The organism is Dendronalium sp. ChiSLP03b (assembly GCF_034531165.2).
Classification (GTDB): Bacteria; Cyanobacteriota; Cyanobacteriia; order Cyanobacteriales; family Nostocaceae; genus Dendronalium; species Dendronalium minutum.
This window is the reverse complement of the sequence record NZ_JAVRBR020000078.1, coordinates 1-25731: the sequence shown is the minus strand read 5'-3', so window position 1 is coordinate 25731 and position 25731 is coordinate 1. Positions and strand designations below refer to the sequence as shown.

The following is a 25731-nucleotide window of genomic DNA, read 5'->3' as shown; positions in this document are numbered from 1 at the left end:
TGTTTCTAAAGCTTTGAGTACTGTACCTGATTCAATTACTGGTGAAATTAGTAAGAATTCTTTGAGTTGCATTCAACATTAGTACACTTGGGTGACAACCCTCAGTCTACCTGGTTTTGAGCTTAACCGAACCGTATTGGGAGATATCCCGCCTGTGTCTCTGAAGATAGACAAGAGCGCTAAACCACAAACTGAAAAATTGATTATGAGCAACGAAATTGAAGAATATCGGGGTGAATCGATTACAATTTTTATTCATGGTAATCGCTGCATTCATTCACGCAATTGCGTTCTTGGTCATCCCGATGTGTTTGTGCCGAATGCGGAAGGTGATTGGATTCACCCAGACAAAGCTTCCTCTGAAACGATCGCAGCGATCGCCCAAAGCTGTCCAAGTGGTGCGATCGCCTATGAGCGCCTCGATGGCGGCGAACCAGAAAGTGCGCCTGAAGTCAACATCGTCCGTATCCGAGAAAATGGCCCTTTGGCATTTCATGCAGAACTCGATATCGCAGGTGATACATCAAGCTTTCGCGCTACGCTCTGCCGTTGTGGCGCATCGAGCAACAAGCCGTTCTGCGACAGCAGCCACAACAAGGCTAATTTTCAGGCAACGGGAGAGCCACTGAGCCACGATTCTCAACCGCTTTCGCTGCGTAACGGTCTGTTGAAGATCGCACCCAGCCCCAACGGGCCTCTGCTTGTTCAGGGGCCGCTAGAAGTCTGCACTGGGACTGGGCGTACAGTCACGCGAACCACACAAACTGCCCTGTGTCGCTGCGGTGCCTCAAACAACAAGCCGTTCTGCGACGGCAGCCATGCAAAGGTGGGATTCAAGGATGCATAGCGATCTGGACGAGTGGGAGTCAGGAGTTTAGGGAAATAAGAGAAGCCCTTTACTTTAAGAATGCCCGCGATCTAAGTGGTCACCGTGAGAAGTATATGGTCAAGCCCATATACTTCTCACCACACTAATGAAAACTGTACATTTTAGTCAGTCAACTTCTATGGAGAGATAAACTATGCAATTTGCGAGGCAACCCGATCGCCAGAACAATGAACTGACTACCAACCGCATTGAAGCGTTTAGTGATGGCGTTTTTGCGATTGCAATCACCTTACTGATTCTAGAAATTCGCCTTCCTACCCAGGCAGATGCTACACACGGAAGCCTTGCTGCGGCATTACTGACAATTTGGCCATCCTATTTTGCTTACATTTTCAGCTTTGCGATCGTTGGCATCTACTGGGTCAATCATCACTACATTTTTAAGATTTACCAAAAGACTGATCGTGTCTTTAATCTGCTCAATTTGTTCTTCCTCATGTGCATCTCGTTTTTACCCTTTCCAACTGAAGTGCTGGGAAGGCATCTGCTTGACGTGAGCGAGCAACGAACAACCATTGCTTTCTATGTGTTCGGATTACTTTTGCCAGCCATAGCGTGGTTTTTAACCTGGATTTATGCTTGCTCGAATTATCGTTTGATTGATGCCAAACTGAGTCCAAGCTTTGTTCGTTATCTCACCCGGCAATATGGATTAGCTGTTGTAATTTACCTAGTGACGCTGCTGATCGCATTGATTCAGGCAGGAGTTGATCTGGCGATCGCAGTTGGATTGACATTTTCGTTTTTACGCCCATCAAGGAAACCTGTCTATCTCGATCTGCCTCCAGCGTAAATTCTTCTATTTTTTAAACAAACAATACAATAGACATCTGGTGAAAATGAACTAGGAGCGAACAACCATTCGCCCTTACAATACCTTTGCCAAAATAAGAGCCTATAAAAATTTTGGCAAAAATGGCAAAATGACGCATACATAAGCGTTTAGCTTACAAGGTAGCTTGGACGCTCAAACCCTTTATCCTGCGAGCAATACGTTAAAAAAACTTTGCGGGAAACCTTGAAGGAATTTTTAGGACTTATTGTTTTTGCCAAACCTTAGAAGCAAGGGAGTTAATACATCAACTCACCCTCGTAAATTGGCGAAGGTATTGGCCTTTACAAAGGGTTTTGGCAAACGCATAATTAATTTCTAGAGATGTCTAATACTTATTAATCGCGCCAATCTACTTATCGGGCGTTATGGAGCTTTGAATCCAATTTTTGATGATGGGATTCACTATTTCAGCTGCTTCGTCTTGAGGACAGTGACCAACCCCTTCTAAAGGAATAAACTTGAGTACCTGTGGAAAGTTGGCTAACTCCCTACCTAACTCCACTGGTTCCCAAGGGTCAGCTGTTCCCCATAAAATAATGGCAGGACAAGGTAACACTGGTAAAAGGTCTTCAGGTAAAGGCCCTGTAGAATAGGCAGTAAAGGCCAGGAATACAGCTACAGCACCGGGATCGCTAGCTGGTGCAGTTAAAATGTCTACCAACTCATCTGTCACTACTTCAGAATTAGCATAGGCTTTTAGCAAAATCTTCCGTACTGTTTTCGGTTTAGCAACTTGATTGAAAAAGAAGCTGCCAATCGGTTTAATAGATAATAGACGTTGCAAAATGGGCGCTCCAAAACGACGCGACCAAGGTAGAGTTGCCCGTTTGCGATCGTGCAATAAGCGTAGGGAACAATTGAGCAAAGCAACTCCCAAGGCAATATCCGGGTTACTTACTGCTGCCTGCATGACTACGATACAGCCAATAGAATTTCCTACCAAAAAAGCAGGCTCACCCACCACTTCGCGGCAAAAATCTGCTACTTGCTGTCCCCAAGTTTCTAGGGTGTAGGCAATTTTTTCACCTGGTTTAGGTTTGGCTGAACCGCCAAAGCCAATCAAATCAATGGCATAAACACGACAATTTTCCGCTAGCACGGGTATATTTTTCCGCCAGTGCCACCATGAGGCTCCAAAGCCATGCACCAAAATAACAGCCGGGCCAGCAGTTCCTTGCGTTTGATAGCAGATAGGGAAACCTTGCCAAATCCAAGTTTTTGTCGAGGTAAATGTAGTAGTAAAAGTCGTCATGGGAAATTTCTAAATACAAAGCAAAGACTTATATCTGCTTGCCGCAGGTATTATTTTGTGATTTGGATAAAAGTTTCTAAAACTGGAGAATTGGTACTATCCCTAAATTCTGTGATACCTTTTTTAAATTTTGATATTGCTTCCATTTATGATAGTTCACATTTCGTAATATTGCTGATTTTTGATGAGACAACAACTATTTATTGTCAAATATAGGTAATTTTTCTTGCCAATAACCTAAGCAAATATAACTAACTATACTAAAAATCTCCAAGTTTATTGAAAAGCCTTTACAGACAAGCCATTTGCACCAGTGCAAGCTGATACCTGTGGTGTGACATACCATAAGTACAAAGGGTTAATTATAATCTTGCTTGTGCCATGTAGCGGATTACAGGGCATTTGTGAAAATTCCTAGAGAATTTTGTGTAATGTAATAGATTTAGCAACGGTAGTAGATTCAGTAGTTTCACAATTTACGGGAGCCGAGTGGGTCTATAAAATTGTTGGGTATCAAGCATCGGCAAAAAGTTGGTTTGCACCTAACAAGTGACGCTGAATTTCACCTAGATGTTTTTTCCTAGTTCCTTGCGGCCAAAGAAGATGACTATACTAGAAACAGTTTATACTCCTGTTGGTAGTTACGCACCAGATTTTGAACTGCCAGGAATTGACAATCAGGTACACCATCTCAGCCGTTATCTAGAGAAGTTCCGTGCAGTTGGCGTTATTTTTATGTGCAACCACTGTCCTTATGTCAGCTTATATCTAGATAGGCTAAAAAACATTCAAGCGGAATTTGCGGCAAATAGCTTCACATTGATTGGTATGAACGGCAGTGATGCCACTAAGCGGCCTATGGAAAGCTTTGACAATATGAAGGCTTTTGCCCAACATCATCAGTTAAACTTTCCCTATTTATGGGATTCAACTCAAGATGTAACCCGTAGCTTTGGTGCTAGTAAAACACCAATGGCTTTTTTAATAGATAGTAATGGTATAGTGCGCTACAAAGGTCAAATTGACAATTATCCTCAAGAGCCATCATCAGTAAGAGAGGATTATTTGAGAAATGCGATCGCCTGTCTTTTCAAAAATCAAGCAATTAACATTTCAGAAACAGAACCAGTAGGAACTTCATTAATCTGGCGGAACTAGACATATATAGGCACTGTACTGCTATCTTAAATTGGAGGCAATTGCAACTTTTTTGATAAAGCGTAACTTCATGGGAACGAATTACCGACGGGTTTTACTTAAACTAAGCGGTGAAGCCTTAATGGGCAACATGGGCTATGGCATTGATCCAGAAGTGGTCAAAGAGATAGCGCAAGAAGTAGCAGAGGTAGTAGCCACTGGCGTTCAGATCGCCATTGTCGTTGGCGGCGGCAATATTTTTCGAGGTGTCAAAGCTGCGTCGGCGGGTATGGACAGGGCAACCGCTGACTACATAGGGATGATTGCCACGGTAATGAATGCCATGACGCTACAAGATTCGCTAGAGCGAATAGGGGTACAGACGCGGGTACAAACCGCGATCGCTATGCAAGAATTAGCGGAACCGTATATCCGTCGTCGTGCCATCCGTCATCTAGAAAAAGGACGGGTGGTAATTTTTGGTGCTGGTTCGGGAAATCCCTTCTTTACCACTGACACTACTGCGGCATTGAGAGCCGCAGAAATTGATGCTGAAGTGATTTTTAAAGCCACCAAAGTAGACGGAGTGTACGATGCTGATCCCCATGTCTATCCTGATGCCAAACGCTACACCAGCCTCACCTACGCACACGTTTTGGCTAAAGATTTGCGGGTGATGGATAGTACAGCGATTGCCTTGTGTAAAGAAAATAATATCCCGATTTTGGTATTTGACCTAACAGTGCGAGGTAATATTCACCGAGCAGTCATGGGAGAATCCATCGGCACCCTTGTGGGAGGTTCTTGTGAAATTAGCTGAAGCTGAAAGTACAATGCAAAAAACCGTTGAGTCGACTCAACGCGCTTTTAACACCATTCGCACTGGTCGCGCCAATGCGAATCTACTAGATAAAGTACAGGTGGACTACTACGGTTCGCCCACACCTTTAAAATCGTTGGCGAATATCACCACGCCGGATGCCACAACGATTCTGATTCAGCCCTACGATCGCAGCAGTTTAAATATAGTCGAGAAGGCGATTTCCCTGTCGGATGTGGGTTTAACGCCCAGTAATGATGGTTCTGTAATTCGGTTGAACATTCCGCCCCTAACGAGCGATCGCCGTAAAGAACTAGTCAAAATTGCTGCTAAGTATGCTGAAGAAGGTCGCGTTGCTATTCGCAACATCCGCCGCGATGCTCTAGACTCCATTCGCAAACAAGAGAAAGCCTCTGAAATCTCTGAAGATGAATCGAAAGACCAACAAGACAAATTGCAAAAACTGACCAACAAGTACACTACCAAAATAGACGAACTTTTGGCAGAAAAAGAAAAAGATATCACAACTGTTTAAAGGTTGAAAGATGAAGGTTGAAAGATGAAGGTTGATGTATAGATTATCGAGCTTTCATACTTTGGCCTTCATCTTTTTTAGTGTTTACTAAAAATTCATCAATTTTCCTGAATAATTAGTGAAGAATTTCTAATTGATATTTATCTCAGAATTTTTGCAAATCGGTATTACACCTTTACACCTCAGCCCTCTCACTAAGTCTAAATATTTTTGCGTCTTGTTAAACTCAAAGTGTTTTGTTTAGCTAGGCAGTTTCACGGTTCTCAGATGGTTTCCTGCTCAGATATAACATGGGAAAATTACCGTCTTTGATGATGGTATCAGCCAGGTTGCCCTACTGTAATATGTGAGCTATGCCAAATGACGAGTGGTTGCTGACTGTCCATAATTCTGCACAGTTAAACAAAATCGGCTCCTATGTATGCCAAGCAATGATTGCTATTCAAGAACAGCAACCAGAATTACTGCTCGAAAAGTATAGAAATGTTCAGTGGCTTAATTCTTCTAATCAATCTAATTTAACTGCGAAATTTATAGAAATACTCAGCCAAACTTCAGATAAAGATGCACTGCTGCAAAAGTTGCACAAATATCTGAAAGCTTTGTTAATTCCTGAAGCCTTTACTTCACTAATATTAGTAGAATTAATAGAAAAACTTCGTCAAATCAATACTATAAAAACCGAGTTAAATAGTTTAGCTACGATCGCAGATGTAAAACTATCTGAACCAGATCGGTCTGCTGCTAATTCCTTTGCTGTTCCAAAAACAGGAATAGCAGTTTTACTTTTAGATGCAGAAAATTTACAACTTAATAACGACACAGAAAAGTTTTTAAAAGAAGTCTGCAATTATCCTATTCAAGTTAAGATTGCCTTTGCCAATTGGTGCAGCATGGGCAAACGAGATATTGAATTACATGGACGTGGCTATGACTTGATTCATGTGCCTACTGGTAGAGACAATGCTGATGGCAAAATGATAGCCCTTGGCTCGTCAATTCATGAACGTTACGCAAATGCTAAAGAAGTTTTAGTCTGTTCGTCAGACAAAGTGATGACTAACCTTTGCAATCATCTTCAGCAAAATGGATTAATAGTGTATCAGGTTAGTAAGCAAGGAGAAGGTCTGATATATTTTTAGTACCGCTAATTTATTTAGTTTCGTTTTTCAAAAATTGGGATGGTTAATTGGTATAGTATTTGGATTAGGGATAATAGCTATTATTGTGTTTATTTTTTATAGCTTTTTTACAACAAAATAGATTAAAAATAAGTAGAACAGTGTGAAAAAATTAAAAGCGGTTCGTTTAACAACACTGGCAGACAATTTATCAGGGGAAGTTTTGACAGTACCTACAGATAAGTAATCGGACAGAATTAATTACACAATGTCATTGCGAGTGCAACGAAGTGAAACGAAGCAATCGCAAGGGTTTGGGATTGCTTCACTTTGTTCGCAATGACAGTAAATATTTTTGTCCAGCTACTTATCACCGACCCTCAACAAGTAAATACGTTAATCGAAAAAGCGATCGCCAAGTTTGGTCAAATCGATATCTTGGTAAATGTAGCTGATGCTGGTATCCTGAAACCGTACAACAGTGTAGAACCTTCAACCTGATAGTCATCTGTTTTTCTAGTTTATAGGGTGCTTGAGTTTGCTTAGATAATTCTTGCTTAGGAAGGACTTGATAATCTAGCAGAAGAGGCAAAATTTACAGATAGATAAGCTTTTGTGCTGGATTTTCGAGAGTTATGAAAATTGATAGCGTTCACTTCTATGTCGAAGATGCCAAAGCATGGCGAGATTGGTTTGTCCACCATCTGGGATTTGAAGCAGTAGCCAGCAACATTAATTCATTACACACTTGCACGGAAGCGGTGAAAAGCGGTGTTGTCTACTTTTTACTATCTTCGCCGTTATTGCCCACAAGTCCAGTTGCAGAGTTTCTACGTCACCACCCACCTGGTGTAGCAGATGTCGCTTTTGCTGTCGAAGATGTGGAAGCTGCGATCGCATTAGCACAAGCACATGGTGCGACAATCCTACAACCCATCCAAGAACAGCAGGTGGGCAATGCTTCCCTCAAGTTTGGTAAAATAGCCGCTTGGGGTGGGTTGACTCATACGTTGATAGAAAGGTCAAAGGTCAGTAGTCAATTGCAATTAACAACTGACAGCAATATTACAACCATAGATCACATAGTGCTGAATGTAGCAGTTGGGGAGTTGGAGCGTGCGGTTGCTTGGTACGAAAAAATCCTAGATTTGCAACCCCAGCAGACTTTTAAAATTCAAACCAATCGCTCTGCTTTGCACAGCCAAGTCATGGTTTCGCGCGATGGCAGCGTCCAATTGCCAATCAATGAACCAGCTTCTAGCAATTCCCAAATTCAAGAATTTTTAGATGTTAATCGGGGGTCGGGAATTCAACATATTGCTTTGCGGACACCCAATCTCAAGAAGGCGATCGCTCAATTTCGCGAGCGTGGTTTATCTTTACTCTCAGTTCCCCAAACCTACTATTCGCAACTCAAAAAGCGTCCAGGATTGCCATTGTCAGCTTCAGAACTAGAAGCGATCGCTCAACAGGAAATTTTGGTGGACTGGAAAGAAGATGCTCAAAACGCAGTGCTACTGCAAATTTTTACCCAACCCATCTTTGGACAGCCAACTTTTTTCTTTGAATTTATCGAACGGCGTTTCCAAGCACAAGGTTTTGGTGAAGGTAACTTCCGCGCTTTATTTGAAGCCATTGAAAGCGAACAAATTAAACGCGGTACTTTGCAATAAAGTAAACACTTGCCATGGCACGTCTTTACATGCCAATACGGTTCAGTTAAGGCTAAAACTCTTTGGAAAATAGCTCAAACCTCAGTCTTAGGCCAGATCCCGATTAGGGAGAAACTCGGATTGAATATAATAAACCGTGTATGCATACGGATGAATCTTCATGAAACGCGATGCCACTGGTAAGTTTATTAACAATTGGGACTCAGAAACGAAACAACGAGTCAGCATATCTCTTACCAGTACAGCATGGCAACTACTCGATCGAGAGGCTCAGACAAAAGGAATCTCCCGTTCTGAGGTGATTGAACGCGTTGCCCGTAGCTTGGGAAATGATGGGGTTGCTCAAAACGCTTTGCTACAAGAACAAATCATTGAGCAGCAGCAAGCGATCGCCGCCTTAGAGGGTCAAAAACAAGAGTTAGAATCCCTAGAGCGCAAACAGGCTGAGGCAGAGCGGGATCGGTTGCTACACGAACTGGAAACCGAACGCGCCCAGTTTGAAGCAGTTTTGCGACAGATGCCAGCAGGTGTGTTAATTGCCGATGCTGTATCTGGCAAGCTAGTTCTTGCCAATGAACAAGCTAAACAGATTGTTGGGTACAGCTATGAACAGTCGCTTGAGCTTGAAGAATATGAACCTATTATTCCATTTGAGGCCTTTCACCCCAACGGACAAATCTATGCTGTTAATGAGTATCCGCTGGTGCGATCGCTCTCGACAGGTGAAGTAGTCTCTAACGAAGAAATCGAACTACATCAAGAAGACGGTAGTTGCATTTTCATCAGTGCGAACTCAGCACCGATTCTAGATAGCCAGGAGCAAATTATTGCAGCCATCGTAGTCTTTCAGGATATAACCAAGCACAAACAAATTGCAGCCGAGCGCGATCGCCTTTTAGAACGAGAACAAGCTGCCCGACTAGAAGCAGAAACCGAACACCAGCGACTGCATGACATCCTGATGCAGTTGCCTGCAACGATCGCGATTGTGACTGGTTCCGAGCATGTATTTGAATTTGCCAATCCCACCTATCTGCAACTGACTGGACGCACCCCAGATATTATCGGCAAATCGATTCGGGAAGTTTTTCCAGAACTAGAGGGACAAATTTATTTTGAAACACTCGATCGCGTTTACCGAACTGGAGAAGCATTCATTCAATATGAGTCACCTGCCCATTGGGATCGGAACGGCGATGGTGTGTTAGAAGAAGCATTTTTCAACTGCGTCTTTCCGGCTTGGCGGGATAGGTTCGGAAGGATTCAGGGGGTGTTGATGCATAGCATTGAAGTCACAGCCCAAGTGCAGGCACGGCAACAAGTTGAAGAACTGCTCAAGAACCTCCAGCACAAAGAAGAACAGCAGCAATTCCTCATCGAATTGAATGACGCGATTCGTGCCATTCAAGACTCGGAAGAAATCATCTGGCGAGTTGTTTGTGCCACAGGGCAACACTTCCAAGTTACTCGTTGTAACTACGGTGAAGTTGATTCGAGCCAAAAATACGTCATTATCGATCGCGACTATTGCAATAGTGTAATCAGCATCACTGGCAGTCATCACATGAATTCCTTTGGTACTGAAATCATTGCAGAACTAAAGCAGGGCAAAACATTAGTTGTAGACGATGTTGATGCCGATCCTCGGACTGCCGATTCGGGAGCAACTGCCTTTGATGCAATCCAGACAAAATCTTTACTGTGTGTTCCCTTGGTGAAAGAAGGGCAATTTGTAGCGCTATTTGTGCTGCACCATGTTTCCCCTCGCCACTGGACAGAAGAGGATGTGGCACTGACGGAGCAAATTGCCCAAAAAACTTGGTTAGCCGTGGAGCGATCGCAGGCAGAAGAAGCATTGCGAGAAAGCAGAGCTAGGCTGCAACTAGCGTTGATGGTCGGACGTATGGGAACGTGGGACTGGGATATGCAGATGAATACCGTAACTTGGTCAGACGGGCAATTCGCCATCATGGGACTTCAACCAAACCAATGCCAACCCAGCTATGAACTCTGGCTCCAGAGCGTTCATCCAGATGACCTAGCACAAACAGAATTAGCGCTGCAACAAGCTATGCTCCAGAAAACGGAGTATCACCACGAATATCGAACCCTTTGGGCGGATGGTTCTCTTCACTGGACAGAAGCCAGAGGGCAATTTTCATACAACGCACAGGGACAGCCTACACGCATGATTGGCGTTCTCATTGACATCACAGAGCGCAAGCAAGCCGAACAAGAGCGGGAACAATTGCTAGAACGAGAACGCATTGCCCGGACTCAAGTGGAAGTCGCACAGCGCCAACTAACAGCCCTTTTTGAAACCTCGCCGGTGGGAATTGGTCTGTTAGATGCCGAGCAGCGATTTATTGCTATTAATGAAGCATTAGCCCAAATCAACGGATTAACCCACGAACAGCATTTAGGACATTCAATTCCCGAAATTTTTGGTCAATTCGATCCGAAATTAGTCGAAGTCTTTCATAACATTTACACCACAGGTCATCCCTTTATTTCACCTAGCTTTGCTGTCAACGTTCCCGGACGCAGCGATCGCTCTCCCGGTTACTACAACGTTTACTATCTGCCAACAAAAAACTTAAACGATCGAGTAGAAGACGTTTTGGTTTATGTTGTAGACGTGACAGAGCGAGTACGTTTAGAGCGCGCCCAACGCTTTCTTGCGGAGGCGAGTGCAGTCCTTGGTTCTTCGCTCGATTATCAAATCACCTTGGAGCGGGTGGCACAGCTGGCAGTATCTGAGTTGGCAGATTGGTGTACAGTCCACATTGTTGAAGAAGATGGTTCCATTGAGCAGATTGCCGTAGCTCACACCGACCCTGCCAAACTCCAATGGGCACAGCAAATCAGACAGAAATATCCTCTAGACCTGAATGCTCCTCGCGGTGCTGCATTGACATTGCGAACAGGGCGATCGGATTTTTTAGCGGATATTCCCGATGAGTTGCTCGTACAAGCAGCCCGCGATCCAGAACATTTAGAAATTTTGCGGCAGGTTGGGTTCAAATCTGCAATGACGGTGCCACTTAGAACCCAAACACGAATTCTCGGTGTCATTACCTTTGTTTCAGCCGAGTCTGGGCTACGATATGACCAAGTCGATTTGCAACTAGCAGAGGAACTAGCCCACCGTGCTTCCTTAGCCATCGATAATGCTCAGTTATATCGAATCGCTCAACGCGATCGCGCCAAAGCCGAAGCCGCCAACCGAGTCAAAGACGAATTTCTCGCGGTGCTGTCTCACGAATTGCGATCGCCCCTGAATCCGATTCTGGGCTGGACAAAAATGCTCCGAAGTCGGCGCTTAGATTCTACAAAAGCCGACCAAGCCTTAGAAACTATCGAACGCAATGCCAAGCTGCAAGCGGAGCTGATTGAGGATTTGTTGGATGTCTCCCGTATCCTCCAAGGAAAAATGACCTTAAACGTCGCTCCAGTGAATTTAGCTGCAACAATTGAAGCGGCCAAAGAAATAGTACAATTGGCAGCAGAAGCTAAAAGCATTCACATCCAGACCACACTCAACCCAGTTTCCGGAACCGTTGCCGGCGATATGAACCGCTTACAACAAATTGTCTGGAATCTCCTCTCCAATGCCGTGAAGTTCACACCATCGGGAGGACGAGTTGAGGTGCAACTAAAGCAGGTTGGCATGTATGCTCAGATTCAAGTCAAAGATACAGGAATTGGCATCAGCCCAGAGTTTTTACCTCATGTGTTTGAATATTTCCAGCAAGAAGATGGCACAACGACAAGAAAATTCGGCGGACTGGGATTGGGACTAGCGATTGTGCGTCATTTAACTGAACTGCATGGAGGAACCATTCAGGCAGATAGTCCCGGACAGAATTTAGGCGCAACATTCACTGTTCTACTACCGTTAAATATTGTCGAGCAAGAGCTATCTGCTAATGACAACCACTCAGAAAGTGGGACAAATCTCACAGGTATTGAGATATTAGTTGTGGATGATGATGCAGATATGCGGGACTTGGCAGAATTCATTCTGACGCAATCTGGCGCACAAGTGAAAACAGCTGCCTCAGCAGTACAGGCATTGACCCTCTTGAATCAGTCTGTCCCCAATCTGCTACTATGTGACATTGATATGCCTGAAATGGATGGCTATTCCCTGATTCGGCAAATTAGAAAGTGGTCGCCCCAACAAGGAGGAACCATACCAGCGATCGCACTCACTGCTTATGCGGGAGAAATAAATCAGCAACAAGCCTTGACCGCCGGATTTCAGATGCATATTTCCAAGCCTGTTGAACCGGACGAGCTAGTACAGGCAATTGTCCAATTGCTTGATCCCAGCAAGACAAGTCAGTAAAAGGGATTGGGGTTTGATGAGCTACTCAATTGCACAAACTCTTGATGTTCTGGTGTAGATAATCCTTGTTGCAAAATGGCTAATACTTTAGCTAAATCTCTTGATAATAATGCTGATTTTGCTAACCACAAGCCTGGAAACACTTGCGAACAAACTATATCATCTGTATTTGCTTCAAGTTGAATATACTCGCCTTCTTGTAACCTAAACCAATCAAATTGGCGGTCATAAACTCGCCAGACTAAATATTCTTGCACTTGATTACGACGATATACTTTCAGTTTTTCATGCAAATCATAGGAAGCACTAGAAGCAGCAATTTCTACAATTAATTCTGGCGCACTTTCGACATAATCATTTTCACTAATGCGCGATTGTCCTGCTTGTTCTATTCTTAATATTGCATCTGGTTGCACTTCGTTATCGGCATCTAATAAAACTGTGGTATTATCTGCTAAACCCACACCTAGTGTCGCTGCTATGTAAACTCCCAGCCAAGCCATAATGTAAGCATGGGGTTCGCCATGACTTTTGATTCTCAACGGGGATGCCACGTAAACAACTCCTTCAATCAATTCTGCTTTCTTCAGATTAGGCATGGCATGATAGCGCCGCTCAAATTCATGACGGCTGAGCTTGTCGCCATTTTCTAAAGGCGGAATTGTCAAAAGTTCAGCAGTTGTGTCAGCAGATATCATAATTTTCAAGGTGATAGCGAATTACTGACATTAGTAATTTTAACAAAATGATTTGATGACATTATGTCTACAAATCCAAAGAGAAGTATTAGCAGGAAGTGCTATCGCCATGATGCTAATTATACTAATCCAGAACGCAGTGCCACGACGGCTGCTTGCACGCGATCGTCAACTGCTAGTTTGTTCATAATTCCCCGGACGTGTGTTTTAACTGTGTTAGGACTGAGATAAAGTTTTTCCGCTATTTCTGGGTTGCTTAATCCCTCTACCATCAGTTTCAAAACTTCTAACTCGCGTCCAGATAGGTTAGCAACGTTGTTGGTAGGGGAGGGCGGCTTGAGGTTGTCAATGACTTGCCTGGCAATCTGGGGATCGAGGTAAGCTGCACCATCAACTGCGGCAGCGATCGCGCTCAACAATCGCTCAACACTCGCACCTTTGATACAATATGCATCCGCACCGCTAGACAATGCCGCAATAATTTCCGTCTCTGTTTTGTGGGATGTCAGCATTACTACGTGAGTTTCTGGCAGTACTGCCTTAATTTGCTGCGTCGCTGCAATGCCATCCAGCCTTGGTAAGCCAATATCCATGACTACCAGATCGGGTTTTAATTTTAATGCTGCTTGTACGCCCAAATAACCATCTTCTGCTTGTCCCACAATCTCCAACTGGGGATGAGCCATTAATGACTGTTCTAATCCCAGTTGCATCATGGGATCGTCTTCGACAATTAAGACGCGCAACCGGGAAGCACCAGTCGGAAGATTTAAGGTATGGCTAGTATCTGAGGACATTCTATCTGTCGGTGTCAGTTGTTAGTTGTCAGTTGTCAGTTGTTAGTTGTTAGTTGTTAGTTCTGATAACTACTGACTACTGACCACTTACTTATTCTTCCACGCGATAGCCCAACTCAGCTAAGCTGACGCGAGAGTGTCGCCATTTTGGCTGTACTTTAACGAACAGTTCTAGGTATACTTTACCGGAAATTAACTTTTGAATCTGTTCGCGAGCTGCACTACCAATTGCTTTGAGCATTGAGCCACCTTTACCAATGAGAATTCCTTTTTGAGAATCTCTCTCGACGTGTATGGTGGCGAGTACACGGGTAATGGTTGGTGTTTCTTCTACTTTGTCAATAGCGATCGCTACTGAATGGGGTACTTCCTCCCGCGTCAACAGCAAAATCTGTTCGCGAATCAACTCGCCCATAATAAAGCGTTCTGGTTGGTCTGTCACCAAGTCGGGAGGATAGTACAATGGCCCATTTTCTAAATGTTCAATCAATAACTGTTGAAGTTGCGCTAACCCTTCACCAGTTTTAGCGGAGAATTTTATTGTCGGCCATTCATATGGAACAGCCAACTGCTGGTAACTATCATCAACGAACTGAGAATCTGAGGCTTGTTGGTCAATTTTATTCAAACCCAAAATCACTGGTGTTTCGCTGCGAATCAGCAAATCGGCAATATAGCGATCGCCTGCACCACAAGCGACTGTTCCATCCACCACAAACAGCACTACGTCAACTGATTCAATGGCTATTTTGGCATTTTGCACCAGCACTTCCCCCAATTGATGATGAGGTTTATGAATTCCTGGTGTATCGACAAAAATTAACTGTGCCTCTGGTGTAGTTAAAATTCCGCGTAAACGATTGCGTGTAGTTTGTGCTACTGGTGATGTAATAGCAATTTTTTGTCCGATCAATTGATTCATTAAAGTAGATTTACCGACATTAGGACGACCAATAATGCCAATAAAACCTGACTTAAATTCAGGAGGAGCCTGGGGGATCGATACTTCTCCTGAAAAAGAGAAGTTGTGATTATCAATACTATTCACCTTTGGCTCTACCGTCATATTTTATCGATGGGGTTAATGGGTTTTTTTCCAAAACATAAACAATCATAAAATCACCGTAACATTTTAGGAGATTGCTTCTGCTTAGGCTTAATCTACTACTGACCCTTGCTTAAGTTGAATCTACTACTAATTCTACTTGGATCGTAACGTCAAAAAAAGATATGGGAGAACGCAAACGCATTGGAATTCTCACTAGTGGAGGAGATTGCTCTGGTTTGAATGCTGTAATTAGAGCTGTTGTACATTGTGCTGTGAATACTTATGACTGGGAGGTGCTGGGAATTCGCCAAGCTACGTTAGGATTGATGGCGCGTCCGCCACAATTCACAAAACTGGAAATCGATCGAGTGGATTCGCTGTTAACTGCTGGTGGCACAATGCTGGGGACTACCAATAAAGGCGATCCTTTTGCTTTTCCCATGCCCGATGGCAGTCTATGCGATCGCTCTCAAGAGATCGTTACAGGTTACCATGACTTAGGTTTAGACGCTTTAATTGGTATCGGTGGTGATGGTAGTTTGGCAATTCTCCGTCGTCTCGCACAACAAGGTGGCATTAACCTAGTCGGTATTCCCAAAACGATTGATAACGATATTGGCGTTACGGAACATGCCATCGGTTTTGATACAGCTGTGAATATTGCCACAGAAGCATTAGATCGGCTGCATTTTACAGCTGCCAGTCATAGCCGCGTCATGATTCTAGAAGTGATGGGACGTGACGCAGGACACATAGCAATAGCTGCGGGAATCGCAGGGGGAGCAAATGTAATTTTAATTCCGGAAATACCTTACACAATCGATCACATTTGCTACAAAATCAAAGAACGTCAAGACCAAGGCAAAAACTACTGTTTAATTATTGTTTCCGAAGCAGTTCGCACCCACTATGGAGAAAATGTAACGATTACAAATCGCTTAGGACAATCTCGATATGGTGGAATTGGTGAATATTTAGCAGACCAAATTATCGAACACATTGGTGTAGAAACGCGAGTTACAGTTTTAGGACACATCCAACGAGGTGGAACTGCTTCTCCATTAGATAGATTAGTCGCAACCGCCTTTGGTGTGGCGGCAGTTAATTTAATTGCAGAAGGTAAATACGATCGCATGGTAACATGGCAAAATCGTCAAGTATTAAGCGTGCCAATTACAGAAGCGATCGCTCAGTATAGCGCCGTCGATCCAAATGGTACTTTAGTTAAAACCGCTCGTGGTATGGGTATTTATTTAGGCGATTAACTCTTGCAGAGACGCGATTAATCGCGTCTCTACTAATTAATAACTCCGAGTACAAACTCACCTTGATTTACTGCCTGATTGGTTGAGATGTCATAAACCAATCCATCTTGCTCAGCAAAAATATCTATTACACTAGGTAGCTTCTTCTCTTTATTAAAACTGAGAATTTGATACAATTTATCTCCTGCTTTGACTTGACTACCTAATTCAACTCTAGATTGAATCATGCCACCCGCGATCGCATAATATTTTTGTCTGTTACTGCTACATACAAAAGTCATTTCATGGTTTTTTGTGTCATCAGAAGAATCAGGAATTTTTAATACACCTTTTTGCGCTAAATAGTTTTTCACACCCCGTACACCTTTGGCAACTGAATCAGGATTCATCTGCATTCCTGTCCCTAATTCTAGCGTCCAAGCTTCTATATCAAATTTGATTTCTCTACCAAGCTGTTGAAAAGAAGCTTCTAAAGCTAACCAAGGTTTGATAAAAGCTTCATCAAAAGCATCACCATCATATTTATCGAGCAAGATTCCGAAATCGAGCAAAAAGTATTTGGCACTGTCTTCTCGATTGCGGCAATAATAAAGGAAGTCTAATCCTTGATTGTTAGAACTGTGTAAATCAATCAAGTAGTCTGCATCTAAACTAAGAGATTGTAGTTGATAACGAAAAAATTCAGTGTAAGATACACTACTAGGAGAATTAATTTTTTCTAAAAGTTTGGCAAATTGTTCCTGAATTATAGTTAGATAGTTCTGACGAACATCCTCTAGATTGATATGAAGTTGAGATTTAGTAAAAGCTACTAAATCATCAGCTTCTTTCTCATAGTCCCAAAATATACGATTCCAGTCTTTAGCTTCGTAAACACAATATCGCCCTGGAGAAAAATGCTGAGCGCGTTCATTTGTTCCTATGGGATTACAAACAGGAACTAACCAAATTTCTCCAATTAAATCAGTATCATTAAGTGTTAATAAAAACTCAATTAATTGATTAATAACAGCATTGCCAGCAATTTCTGCACCATGCAAATTTGATTGAATATAAACTTTTTTGCCTAGTTGAGCGCCAATAAATTTGTAAACTTGTAGAGACAGGCGATCGCCTGAAGCCATTTGACGTAAAAAAACAGTTTCAATATTAGGAAACATAGATAACTTGAGTAAATTAAACCCATGCAAACTCAAATAATACCAAGTTGCGGTTACAGATATTAACTGAAGTGCAGAGAAATGATAATACGTATAAAACTCTTTGCGCCTCTTTTGTCTCTGTGTGAGATTTTTATACTCTTAACTGTAAGTATTGAATTAGTCGGGCCTCTGCATTTTTTTGCTAATCGCCTAACTTGGATGGCAACGTCCGTCATCTCTTCCCACCAACTAATTTTGCACCTAGCCAAGCAATCTTCCACTACATTTTGTAAAGACTGCGTATCGTTCAATAAAGAATTGTATTTATTCCAAAAGAATTGTATTTATTGGAGAACCAACACTTCTTTGTATTCATATACTGAATTTTATCCCTATCGTTTGCACATTGCACGAGGAGGTTCCAAAATGGTTCATACTTACGAGGTGTTAGTTGATATCAAAGAATTTGCTGATATAACTAACAATACCTATCAACACGGAACAACACGGTACGAAATCAACGCAGAGTCAATAAAAACAGCCGATGGTATGGCGCTGACCCAGGCTAGAAGCGATCATCCAAAAGGCACAGAATATGATGTTAGGGTAACAAGGCTGCTCAGATAAAGCGATCGCCTCGCTTAACGATTTAAAAAAAGGGGGCAGTAGGCGGCGTAGAAATCGCATTTGAACATTTCTGCTGTTTTAGACTTTAACAATAATTTACTCATACGCCGAAAGCCCCCGAAAATAAAAGATGTTGTTAGTGAATTAATAGGGGTAAAACCAAGGGCAGGAAAAGCAGGGGAGAGAATCAAGTAAATGTTTTCTCTAAATCTCTAAGTTGAGTGGTGAGAAATCAGAAATTATAGAGGCTATTTTAGTTCAGCTAATCAGACTCGCTGCAAATAAACTGATTACTTGAATATGATAAGTAGGTAAACATAATTAAATGTAAGATGTCATTGCGATCGCGTAGCGTCTCGTAGAGAGGAGGAACGACATAGGCAGAGCTTTCTCGCAGAGTAGCAATCGCAAAGACTGGGATTGCTTCGTTCCTCGCAATGACAGAACATATTATATTTATTTGCGCCGATCTACTTACTAGAAGCATTTTGGTATTCTGCAAAAATAGTCTATTTAGCTAAATAAAACTGAGATACAAAAGCTTGAGTTGGCTTGGTGAGATTTAAATATAGCTGCGTGCGATCGCTTATAGTCTCATTAAATATTAAATAACTAGACACCTACGGGTAAATAACTCACAATGAGGGCATGAAAATATCTCTTTCCTGTCCCCACTCCCTATTTTCAATATAGGAAAAGGGCTAAGGGGAAAAGAAAATGCATACTTTTAATCCTTTCCCTTTAGCCTACTTTTGCAAGAAGTCTAAGATTTTTTCAAGAATGTAGCCAGCTCATGCGAAGCTGATGAATCCTTTCATATTTCTTTGCTAATATTTATCGCAAATTAGCTGGTATCTCTTCGGGAACTACCCAGTAGTAAATAGTTTTTCCTTCTACCTGTAGCGTTTGCTGTGGTTTCCAGTCGCCCATATCGAAAGCGTGGGAGACAATTCGAGTACCAGGTTTAAGTTCTTTGAAGAGTTTGGGGCGGAGTTTGAGGTTGATATCAGGCAGCAAGTAGAGTGTGACCACCGTAGCGTCACTCAAGTTTGTATTGAATAAGTCTTGCTGAACAAACTTGACGCGATCTGTTACTCCTGCTTTCTGGGCATTTTCGTTAGCCTCTTTGATCCGTTGTGGGTCAATATCTATACCAGTACCTCGTGTACCATACTTTTGGGCGGCTGTAACCACAATTCGCCCGTCACCACTACCGAGGTCGTACAGGATATCATTTTTGTTTACTTTTGCCACTTTTAACATTGCATCTACTACGGGTTGTGGCGTTGGCACATAGGGAACATCACCAGGGCGTTCTTGAGGTTGACTAGTAGGAGTTGTTGTTTCGGTTTGAGCAGTCAGAGAAGGTGGTTGTGCGCCTGCTTCAAAGTCTCGTTCTTGCGTCGTCGTACATCCAGCAAGCCCCAAACTAGTCACACTAACCCCTGTAACCAATAAAAGCAGAATTTTTTTGAAGCTCATAAATTTTCTCCTTTGTTAGTTGTTAGTTGGTAGAAGGCAGGAGGCAGAGGGCAGGAGTTATTCTCTTTGTTCCCGTGTCCCCGCGTCTTTGCGTCTCGATATCCCCGCGTCCCCTTATCTCCCTCATGCCCTACCTTGGCGGTAGCGATTCCAAATCAACAATGGAATACCTGCTGCCACTACCAAAACGCCTACAATTGCCCCAACGTTGGTATAAACCAAGCTAGAGTAAAGCAGGTACCCACAAACAGCACAAAATAGCAATGGCGTGATGGGATAAAATGGCACACTGAACGGGCGTAAAATCTCAGGTTCACGCTTTCGCAGCACTAACAGCGATATGCCCGAAAGAAAGAAGAAAAACCAAAATACGGGGGCAGTATAATCCACCATTGTTTCAAAACCCTTGCGGGTGAGTGTGCCCAATAAAACCAATGCCAGAGCGATCGCTGCTTGTAACAACAAAGCTTGGCTGGGAGTACTAGGACGTTGTTGCCAACGTCCCATAAAGCTAAACAGAGAAAAATCTTGTCCTAGCGCGTAGTTAGTCCGTGCCCCAGTAAAAATTGTGGCGTTGATTGCCCCCAAAGTAGCGATCGCAATCAGTATGCTGATGAACAAAGCTCCCGGTGTGCCCCAAAGAGAGCGCATTAAATCTGCGGCTACTGCTTCTGAGGTTGCCATGTTGGCTAATCCCAATCCCCGTAGATAAGCCAGATTGATCGCTAGGTAAATGGTAGTGATAATCCCAATACTCCAGAGTAGCGATCGCAGAATATTGCGTTGTCTATTTTGGATTTCCGCCGAGATATACGCCGCCTCGTTCCAGCCACCATAGGATAACAACACAAATACCATTGCCAGTCCCCAACTTCCTGATGATGTAGATTCTATAGGGGCAGCAGAATTTGGTGTGGCAGTCAGTCCAATTATTACAACTAGTAACAAACCCAGAACTTTTGCCACAGTCAGTAAGTTTTGCGTCCACTTACCTTGTTGCAAACCGATGATGTTTAAAGCAGTTAAAACAGCGATCGCCCCTGCTGCATACACAGAAGGTGAAAATGCACCTAGCCGCCATATCTCAGAGGCATAGTCACCAAAGACAAATGCCAACAGAGCAATGGAACCAGTTTGAATCACTGTCATCCGTGCCCAAGCAAATAAAAAGGCGACTCTGCGTCCAAAAGCACGCTTTAGGTAGTAGTAAACGCCACCAACATCGGGATAAGTTGTAGCCAACTCTGCATAGCACAATGCTCCTATAAGAGACACTACACCACCTGCTAGCCAAAACAGCAATACAGCCAGATCGCTACCTGCTTGAGCCGCCACCAAGGCAGGCGTTTGAAAAATCCCTGCCCCAATGACAATACCAACAATCAGAGCTACAGCATCCGATAATGTCAGTGATTGTTTAGGCGCTGCTACTTCAGTTGTCGTTACCTGCCCAAGTAAACTATGGTTTTCAGGTCTACTCACATTGATTCCTCATTAGTGTTGAAAGCCCACAGAGCTATCGTCACTTTGGGATAATTAAATTTGCCCAATATTTTTATTATGGAAAATAAATGTGACAAGAAAGTGACAACGGGCGATTCAAAATTTGGTTCTAGGCTTTGCCTTCACCCCTAGCGTCAAATCATAAGAGAAATAAACTATACCAATTTTTCAAAACAAGACAGTAGATTCAAGTGGGGGTAGGGAGCAGTGTGCGGCGATCGCATCCCCATAATCTTTTCTTTCCCTCATGCTGCCCAATTTTTACAAAGTAATTCTGCTTATTGCAACACTGTCAGCCTTTAGCTAGCATCTTGTGTCAACCTGCGATACACCTTCTCTAAATGACCACAGAGTAAGTAGGGTATAGCTTTTGAGAACAAGCCTGATTTTCTTCTTCCGTATGATAGTCAATCCCACGCTTCCCTGACGCACCACCCAATTAACATATTCAATTTATCAAGCTCATCAAGTTGATAGCTCTTTTGACTGATCTCCAAGTACTGCTTAAATAAAGCCGTGTGCTTCTATAATTCCTTCTTTTGTTCCGCGTCCATTATGTTTACCCATAATTACCTGTGCATGTGCCATATTGGGATTCATGCGCGTATTCTCAGCAAGAAACCAAGTTCGCAGTAAATCGGCTGCGTGCTTTGCATATACCTCTTTGCCAGTGAAATAGTAAGCAAGCGTTAATCTTGCAACAGAATTGACCATACCGTTAAGATTTTTTGCATCAGGAATCTTATCGGTGTCTGGGTTGCGTTCTCCATCCTTACGGATATAAGGTAGTCCGTCTGGAGTGTTAGGATTAGGCCACCAATACGGTGCCAAGCTAAAATAGTCATGCTTGTCTACTGAAGGAGATAAAGGTGCATCCGACTGTATGCGTTCCCCAACCCTAAAAGGTTCATCTTTAAGAGCTTTATTAGATATCTCAGACAGTTGGTTAATTGCAGAATCAAATATTTGATTGCCCGATGTACGACTTTCTTTGACTTGCAGAAGCTTGTCTGCATTGAGTAAGAAAACGCGGGGTAATTGAGGGGATGTAACTGTCATGTTAATTTGATCTTTGTTATTTAATCTGACTTACTGACTCAGACATACTATGCAATTATTCAATCACCATCTTCTTTTCTTAGTGAAAAATATTCCTTTATCCATTCATGCATATATGGTTTATCGGAATTCCACTTCCAACAACCATTTTCGTCAATAGTTATATCATTTTCCGGATCGAAATTAGAGATATGAAGTTGAATAGTTCTTTCCGGATGTAGTCTGTTTTCACTATTTCCGTGCCATAAATGAAGAACAGAACCGGAGACACAACCGACTTTACCAAGAACATCTTCATAAAATTTTTCTGCCCATTTTATAAAGTAATTAAAATGATATTTGGTTCTTCCTAATCTTTTGGCAACACATATTGAATACCAGGCTCCACACATAGCATGTGCCATTAATTCGTCTCCCGATCCAACTATAGATGCGTCATAGAATTTATGCTTGAACAACAGTTCCTTTCTAGCCGCCCAGGCAAAACCAGTATGTCCATGCCGTTTATATCCTTTGTATATCTGGTTAGGTTCATCTTTATAAATAGAAGCAAAACTTTTCCATATTTCCTCTTCCCCTCTACAGATTTCCCGATCTTTAGGAAGTCTAATGCCGATATCGAAAAGCTGTACAATAGGAAATACATCTAGAAGCTTCGATGTTTCCACAGCCCATTCCGAGTTACTAAATAAAATATCACAATCTATCCAGGCAACTTTTTTACACGATGTGGGGAGATGAGATAGTGCTATATTTAATAGTCTTTCTTTTTGCCACATCACATCTGTTGCATTAACTTTGATGATGGTAGTATTTTTGCTGGAATTGCTTAATGTGAATACTTGATCTTTAAAAGCGCACTCAATAATTATTAAGTTGAGTCCGGCTTCCTCTATTCTTTTTCTAAAAGTAGTAATATTCTTTAATATTGTCTGGTAATTACATGAATTATAATATGTTGTGATAATCCATAAATCTTCAACATAACTATAATAGTTTGATGGTGATACTTCAATCATAAACTTTGATTTATTTAGTGCAACGAAAAGAGTATAGTTTATTTTACAGAAGCCGACACACCAGAAGGCATCACAAAAGTTTTCGGTCTAAAGTTCAATCATAAGCATCACCTTGACAACCAGCGCTCAATTAAGTCGCACGCAGTGATTAAACCCTGTTCAGCATTAATTTTTTCACCAACTTCTACAGCCCGTCTTTTATAGTCAGGTGTCAATACTTTTTTGTCTAAAACATTAGCAACTCTATCTGCTGTCAGCTTCTCTGAATCCATAGCAGTTCCGACTTTTAATTTTTGCACCTGCAAGGCGTTAAAAAATTGATCGAAGGCTAAAGGTTCCACCAGCACAGGACAGCCATTACGCAACGACCTTGCGATCGTCCCAATTCCGCCATGAATGATCGCGGCGGCTGCACGAGAAAACAACCAATCGTGCGCTATCAAACCATTGGCAAACATGACGTTATCCCGGTCGATGTCTGATGGTAAATGACTTTGATTGAAGTCTACCCAGCCTTGATGAATTAAAATTCGTCTACCTAATTTAGCCGCAGCGCGGACGTGAATTTCCACAATTTCTTGAGGATTTTCCACAGGTACACTATTATATGAAAGCACTAAAGGTTTGGGTTCCTGCTCGACAAATTCTCTAATCTCTTCGCTGGGTTCGCCGCCGCTCCAATCTGAATCTTCATAAAACCAGAAACCTGTTTGATGTACATGAGAATATTCTGGAGATAATTGGCAAAAATGGGGACTGGCAGCCAAAATAAAGCGCTTTGAATTTTCGGTATTTAGCCAACTATTGTAATAAGGATGATGTTTAATTTCTGCGTTAGAAAAGCACTGAGAAAATGGAGTCACACGAGATCGAACCCAGCAAATATCATAAACATCCACTATTACAGCGGCAAATATATCCTGCTCAGAATCAGAAATTAACATATCTGCACCGTGACATACCTTTAACAAAGGTGTTGCACCATCTATTATGTCATCGTTGTTTATCACAGATTTTGTTTTGTCTGGCGACTGCCCCCTCAATAAACCCAATTGGTTCCATAGTTGTGCATTACGTCGCACTTCTTCAGGGCTAATCCTTGAGTGACCGTTAGTAACAGCTTCAAGTCCAGCTTTTAAAACATAGGAATGTACCACCTCATTTACTACCATGCGTATTTCATGCCCTCTAGTTTTTAGGGCTTTTCCAAGTGCAATATAAGGCAAGTTGTCTCCTAATGTACCGTGAGTTGTGATGACTATAGTACTCATGTATAGGTAGTAGTGAAGGGAATTAGCAATTGGGGATTAGGTTTAAATGAATCCTGCGGACATGCACTTGACGATAAATTCTGCAAGGGGCAACAAAAACAACCTATTGGGACTTAAACATTTTTGAGGTAAAAACAAGCCTTAAACCCATGCAGGACAAGGAAAATACACCAAAGGTTGAAAAACGCTTGAAACCCAGATATATCAAAAAACTAGGCTTAACGATGTCAAAATCCCTCTGCATATACGTTTGAGCCTTTTTTCCGCCTACTTTTTGTCTAAGTCCCACTATTAATGCGCTGTTTTGAAATGCTCGACATTTCCCAAGGGCTGTCTCTCACACAGCCCTCCCCCTGAACTTCAAGCACTGGACAGCTAAGTTTAGCTTGGCTAGGGCTTAGGATGCACTGAGCGCAAAGCGCACACATTAGCTTTCGCAAGCCCTTGGTTGATTCTTTCACACTTTTCAAACAATAATTCCAAGATTTACTCTAAAAGAAGGAATTCAAGCTTCTTACGCTCGTTTTACATAATTAGCGATCGCTTAAAAAGCACCAACAAAAATAAAGTTTTAGTAGTTATACCGTTTTCATATAAAGATGCATGAAAAAACCACCGCCTACAGCACTTTCTTTAAGATTGCGATCCATTACTCGGATCTTTCTTAACATTTGTAAGAGAGAGCGCTGACTAATCACCAAACCTTGATACTCTGTTACACATTCTCAATAGGCATTTATGCACAATGCATCAGGCAATACGGTTCATATCATGTCCGGCAAATTACCCTTAATATGTCATTGCGAGTGCAACGAAGTGGAACGCAGCAATCGCAGAGGTTTTGGGATTTTTTGGGATTGCTTCCTTACGGTCGCAATGACGGTTATTTGAACGGACATGATGTCAAGGAAATTTACCTGTTAAGGCAGGCTGTTCTTAAACAGGGAAGAGGAGAAAAAAGCTTAACTGAACAACCGTATTTAAGTACCTGCTTTAGCCTCTAATTTTATTATGTTGCCGTATCCATCAGAGCGTATTTATAAATAAATCATTAAATCAATTGATACTATCTTTCTTTTGTCACTCTCGGAAAACAATAATCGAAGCAAGATTCTGAAACTTTGATTGAGTCAAGCTTTGAGCCTTTATTTTCTAACAGTAACTAAAATTTATAGCCAAAACTTAGAAATTAAAGCCTCGAAAGGCT

Annotated in this window: 22 protein-coding genes; 12 read left to right on the top strand and 10 right to left on the bottom strand. The window is 42.3% G+C overall.

What is annotated here, in order from left to right; all coding sequences use genetic code 11:
* Positions 1-91: 91 nt before the first annotated feature.
* The gene (locus RMY31_RS19655; protein ID WP_409878103.1) at positions 92-847 is read left to right on the top strand and encodes a CDGSH iron-sulfur domain-containing protein; all 756 of its coding nucleotides are present in this window, start codon (positions 92-94) and stop codon (positions 845-847) included.
* Between the two features lie 175 nt (positions 848-1022).
* Complete coding sequence (locus RMY31_RS19650) at positions 1023-1682, top strand: TMEM175 family protein (RefSeq protein ID WP_322663718.1); 660 nt, start codon at positions 1023-1025, stop codon at positions 1680-1682.
* Positions 1683-2073: 391 nt separating this feature from the next.
* Here the strand turns inward: RMY31_RS19650 and RMY31_RS19645 are convergent, their stop codons facing one another.
* Complete coding sequence (locus tag RMY31_RS19645; RefSeq protein ID WP_322663720.1) at positions 2074-2976, bottom strand: alpha/beta fold hydrolase; 903 nt, start codon at positions 2974-2976, stop codon at positions 2074-2076.
* A gap of 603 nt (positions 2977-3579) precedes the next feature.
* Here RMY31_RS19645 and RMY31_RS19640 point away from each other — a divergent pair.
* The 7 genes from RMY31_RS19640 to RMY31_RS19610 all read left to right on the top strand — a co-directional run bounded on the left by RMY31_RS19640 (position 3580) and on the right by RMY31_RS19610 (position 12613).
* Entirely contained in the window at positions 3580-4134 is a 555-nt protein-coding gene (locus tag RMY31_RS19640; RefSeq protein ID WP_322663722.1) for a thioredoxin family protein, read from the top strand.
* 70 nt (positions 4135-4204) lie between these two features.
* Positions 4205-4933: a UMP kinase gene (gene pyrH, locus RMY31_RS19635; RefSeq protein ID WP_322663724.1), complete on the top strand. Its 729-nt coding sequence runs from the start codon at positions 4205-4207 to the stop codon at positions 4931-4933.
* Positions 4920-5468 carry a ribosome recycling factor gene (gene frr, locus RMY31_RS19630; RefSeq protein ID WP_322663726.1) on the top strand — a complete coding sequence of 183 codons (549 nt, stop codon included), beginning with the start codon at positions 4920-4922 and terminating at the stop codon, positions 5466-5468. The genes pyrH and frr overlap by 14 nt, the downstream gene beginning before the upstream one ends.
* A 353-nt stretch (positions 5469-5821) precedes the next feature.
* Entirely contained in the window at positions 5822-6610 is a 789-nt protein-coding gene (locus RMY31_RS19625) for an NYN domain-containing protein (protein WP_322663727.1), read from the top strand.
* A gap of 318 nt (positions 6611-6928) precedes the next feature.
* Positions 6929-7090, top strand: a complete 162-nt coding sequence (locus tag RMY31_RS19620) for an SDR family NAD(P)-dependent oxidoreductase (RefSeq protein WP_322663729.1) — start codon at positions 6929-6931, stop codon at positions 7088-7090.
* A 134-nt stretch (positions 7091-7224) separates the two neighbouring features.
* Positions 7225-8262 carry a 4-hydroxyphenylpyruvate dioxygenase gene (gene hppD, locus RMY31_RS19615; RefSeq protein WP_322663731.1) on the top strand — a complete coding sequence of 346 codons (1038 nt, stop codon included), beginning with the start codon at positions 7225-7227 and terminating at the stop codon, positions 8260-8262.
* A gap of 160 nt (positions 8263-8422) precedes the next feature.
* Entirely contained in the window at positions 8423-12613 is a 4191-nt protein-coding gene (locus RMY31_RS19610) for a PAS domain S-box protein (RefSeq protein ID WP_322663733.1), read from the top strand.
* Here RMY31_RS19610 and RMY31_RS19605 read toward each other — a convergent pair.
* From RMY31_RS19605 to era, 3 genes are all read right to left on the bottom strand, one after another.
* Complete coding sequence (locus tag RMY31_RS19605; protein ID WP_322663735.1) at positions 12607-13311, bottom strand: Uma2 family endonuclease; 705 nt, start codon at positions 13309-13311, stop codon at positions 12607-12609. The genes RMY31_RS19610 and RMY31_RS19605 overlap by 7 nt on opposite strands.
* Positions 13312-13430: 119 nt before the next feature.
* Entirely contained in the window at positions 13431-14108 is a 678-nt protein-coding gene (locus RMY31_RS19600; protein WP_322663737.1) for a response regulator transcription factor, read from the bottom strand.
* A gap of 91 nt (positions 14109-14199) precedes the next feature.
* A complete protein-coding gene (gene era / locus RMY31_RS19595; protein WP_322663739.1) occupies positions 14200-15174 on the bottom strand; it encodes a GTPase Era in 975 nt (324 codons plus the stop codon).
* 164 nt (positions 15175-15338) lie between these two features.
* Between era and RMY31_RS19590 the strand changes: the two genes are divergently transcribed.
* Positions 15339-16421 (top strand): ATP-dependent 6-phosphofructokinase, encoded by a 1083-nt coding sequence (locus tag RMY31_RS19590; protein ID WP_322663741.1) that lies wholly within the window; start codon positions 15339-15341, stop codon positions 16419-16421.
* Between the two features lie 32 nt (positions 16422-16453).
* On the opposite strand, the gene RMY31_RS19585 is transcribed toward RMY31_RS19590, so the two are convergent.
* Complete coding sequence (locus tag RMY31_RS19585) at positions 16454-17581, bottom strand: succinylglutamate desuccinylase/aspartoacylase family protein (RefSeq protein WP_322663743.1); 1128 nt, start codon at positions 17579-17581, stop codon at positions 16454-16456.
* 408 nt (positions 17582-17989) lie between these two features.
* On the opposite strand from RMY31_RS19585, the gene RMY31_RS19580 reads away from it, so the two are divergent.
* Complete coding sequence (locus RMY31_RS19580) at positions 17990-18190, top strand: hypothetical protein (RefSeq protein ID WP_322663744.1); 201 nt, start codon at positions 17990-17992, stop codon at positions 18188-18190.
* Between the two features lie 834 nt (positions 18191-19024).
* Here RMY31_RS19580 and RMY31_RS19575 read toward each other — a convergent pair.
* The 5 genes from RMY31_RS19575 to RMY31_RS19555 form a co-directional block, all read right to left on the bottom strand.
* Positions 19025-19672, bottom strand: coding sequence for a class I SAM-dependent methyltransferase (locus tag RMY31_RS19575; protein ID WP_322663746.1), 648 nt, complete (start codon positions 19670-19672; stop codon positions 19025-19027).
* Positions 19673-19795: 123 nt separating this feature from the next.
* On the bottom strand, positions 19796-21154 hold the full coding sequence (locus RMY31_RS19570) for an APC family permease (protein WP_322663748.1): 1359 nt from the start codon (positions 21152-21154) through the stop codon (positions 19796-19798).
* 525 nt (positions 21155-21679) lie between these two features.
* Positions 21680-22234 carry an alginate lyase family protein gene (locus RMY31_RS19565; protein ID WP_322663750.1) on the bottom strand — a complete coding sequence of 185 codons (555 nt, stop codon included), beginning with the start codon at positions 22232-22234 and terminating at the stop codon, positions 21680-21682.
* A gap of 59 nt (positions 22235-22293) precedes the next feature.
* Entirely contained in the window at positions 22294-23253 is a 960-nt protein-coding gene (locus RMY31_RS19560) for a hypothetical protein (RefSeq protein ID WP_322663752.1), read from the bottom strand.
* A gap of 107 nt (positions 23254-23360) precedes the next feature.
* Entirely contained in the window at positions 23361-24524 is a 1164-nt protein-coding gene (locus tag RMY31_RS19555) for a glycosyltransferase (RefSeq protein WP_322663754.1), read from the bottom strand.
* Positions 24525-25318: 794 nt separating this feature from the next.
* On the opposite strand from RMY31_RS19555, the gene RMY31_RS19550 reads away from it, so the two are divergent.
* Complete coding sequence (locus RMY31_RS19550; protein ID WP_322663759.1) at positions 25319-25528, top strand: hypothetical protein; 210 nt, start codon at positions 25319-25321, stop codon at positions 25526-25528.
* The last annotated feature ends 203 nt before the right edge of the window (positions 25529-25731 follow it).

Coding starts and splice junctions, on each gene's coding strand:
- RMY31_RS19650 (WP_322663718.1), top strand. CDS start 1,023: ATGCAATTTGCGAGGCAACCCGATCGCCAGAACAATGAACTGACTACC.
- RMY31_RS19645 (WP_322663720.1), bottom strand. CDS start 2,976: ATGACGACTTTTACTACTACATTTACCTCGACAAAAACTTGGATTTGG.
- RMY31_RS19640 (WP_322663722.1), top strand. CDS start 3,580: ATGACTATACTAGAAACAGTTTATACTCCTGTTGGTAGTTACGCACCA.
- pyrH (WP_322663724.1), top strand. CDS start 4,205: ATGGGAACGAATTACCGACGGGTTTTACTTAAACTAAGCGGTGAAGCC.
- RMY31_RS19625 (WP_322663727.1), top strand. CDS start 5,822: ATGCCAAATGACGAGTGGTTGCTGACTGTCCATAATTCTGCACAGTTA.
- RMY31_RS19620 (WP_322663729.1), top strand. CDS start 6,929: ATGACAGTAAATATTTTTGTCCAGCTACTTATCACCGACCCTCAACAA.
- hppD (WP_322663731.1), top strand. CDS start 7,225: ATGAAAATTGATAGCGTTCACTTCTATGTCGAAGATGCCAAAGCATGG.
- RMY31_RS19610 (WP_322663733.1), top strand. CDS start 8,423: ATGAAACGCGATGCCACTGGTAAGTTTATTAACAATTGGGACTCAGAA.
- RMY31_RS19605 (WP_322663735.1), bottom strand. CDS start 13,311: ATGATATCTGCTGACACAACTGCTGAACTTTTGACAATTCCGCCTTTA.
- RMY31_RS19600 (WP_322663737.1), bottom strand. CDS start 14,108: ATGTCCTCAGATACTAGCCATACCTTAAATCTTCCGACTGGTGCTTCC.
- era (WP_322663739.1), bottom strand. CDS start 15,174: ATGACGGTAGAGCCAAAGGTGAATAGTATTGATAATCACAACTTCTCT.
- RMY31_RS19590 (WP_322663741.1), top strand. CDS start 15,339: ATGGGAGAACGCAAACGCATTGGAATTCTCACTAGTGGAGGAGATTGC.
- RMY31_RS19585 (WP_322663743.1), bottom strand. CDS start 17,581: ATGTTTCCTAATATTGAAACTGTTTTTTTACGTCAAATGGCTTCAGGC.
- RMY31_RS19580 (WP_322663744.1), top strand. CDS start 17,990: ATGGTTCATACTTACGAGGTGTTAGTTGATATCAAAGAATTTGCTGAT.
- RMY31_RS19575 (WP_322663746.1), bottom strand. CDS start 19,672: ATGAGCTTCAAAAAAATTCTGCTTTTATTGGTTACAGGGGTTAGTGTG.
- RMY31_RS19565 (WP_322663750.1), bottom strand. CDS start 22,234: ATGACAGTTACATCCCCTCAATTACCCCGCGTTTTCTTACTCAATGCA.
- RMY31_RS19560 (WP_322663752.1), bottom strand. CDS start 23,253: ATGATTGAAGTATCACCATCAAACTATTATAGTTATGTTGAAGATTTA.
- RMY31_RS19555 (WP_322663754.1), bottom strand. CDS start 24,524: ATGAGTACTATAGTCATCACAACTCACGGTACATTAGGAGACAACTTG.
- RMY31_RS19550 (WP_322663759.1), top strand. CDS start 25,319: ATGTCATTGCGAGTGCAACGAAGTGGAACGCAGCAATCGCAGAGGTTT.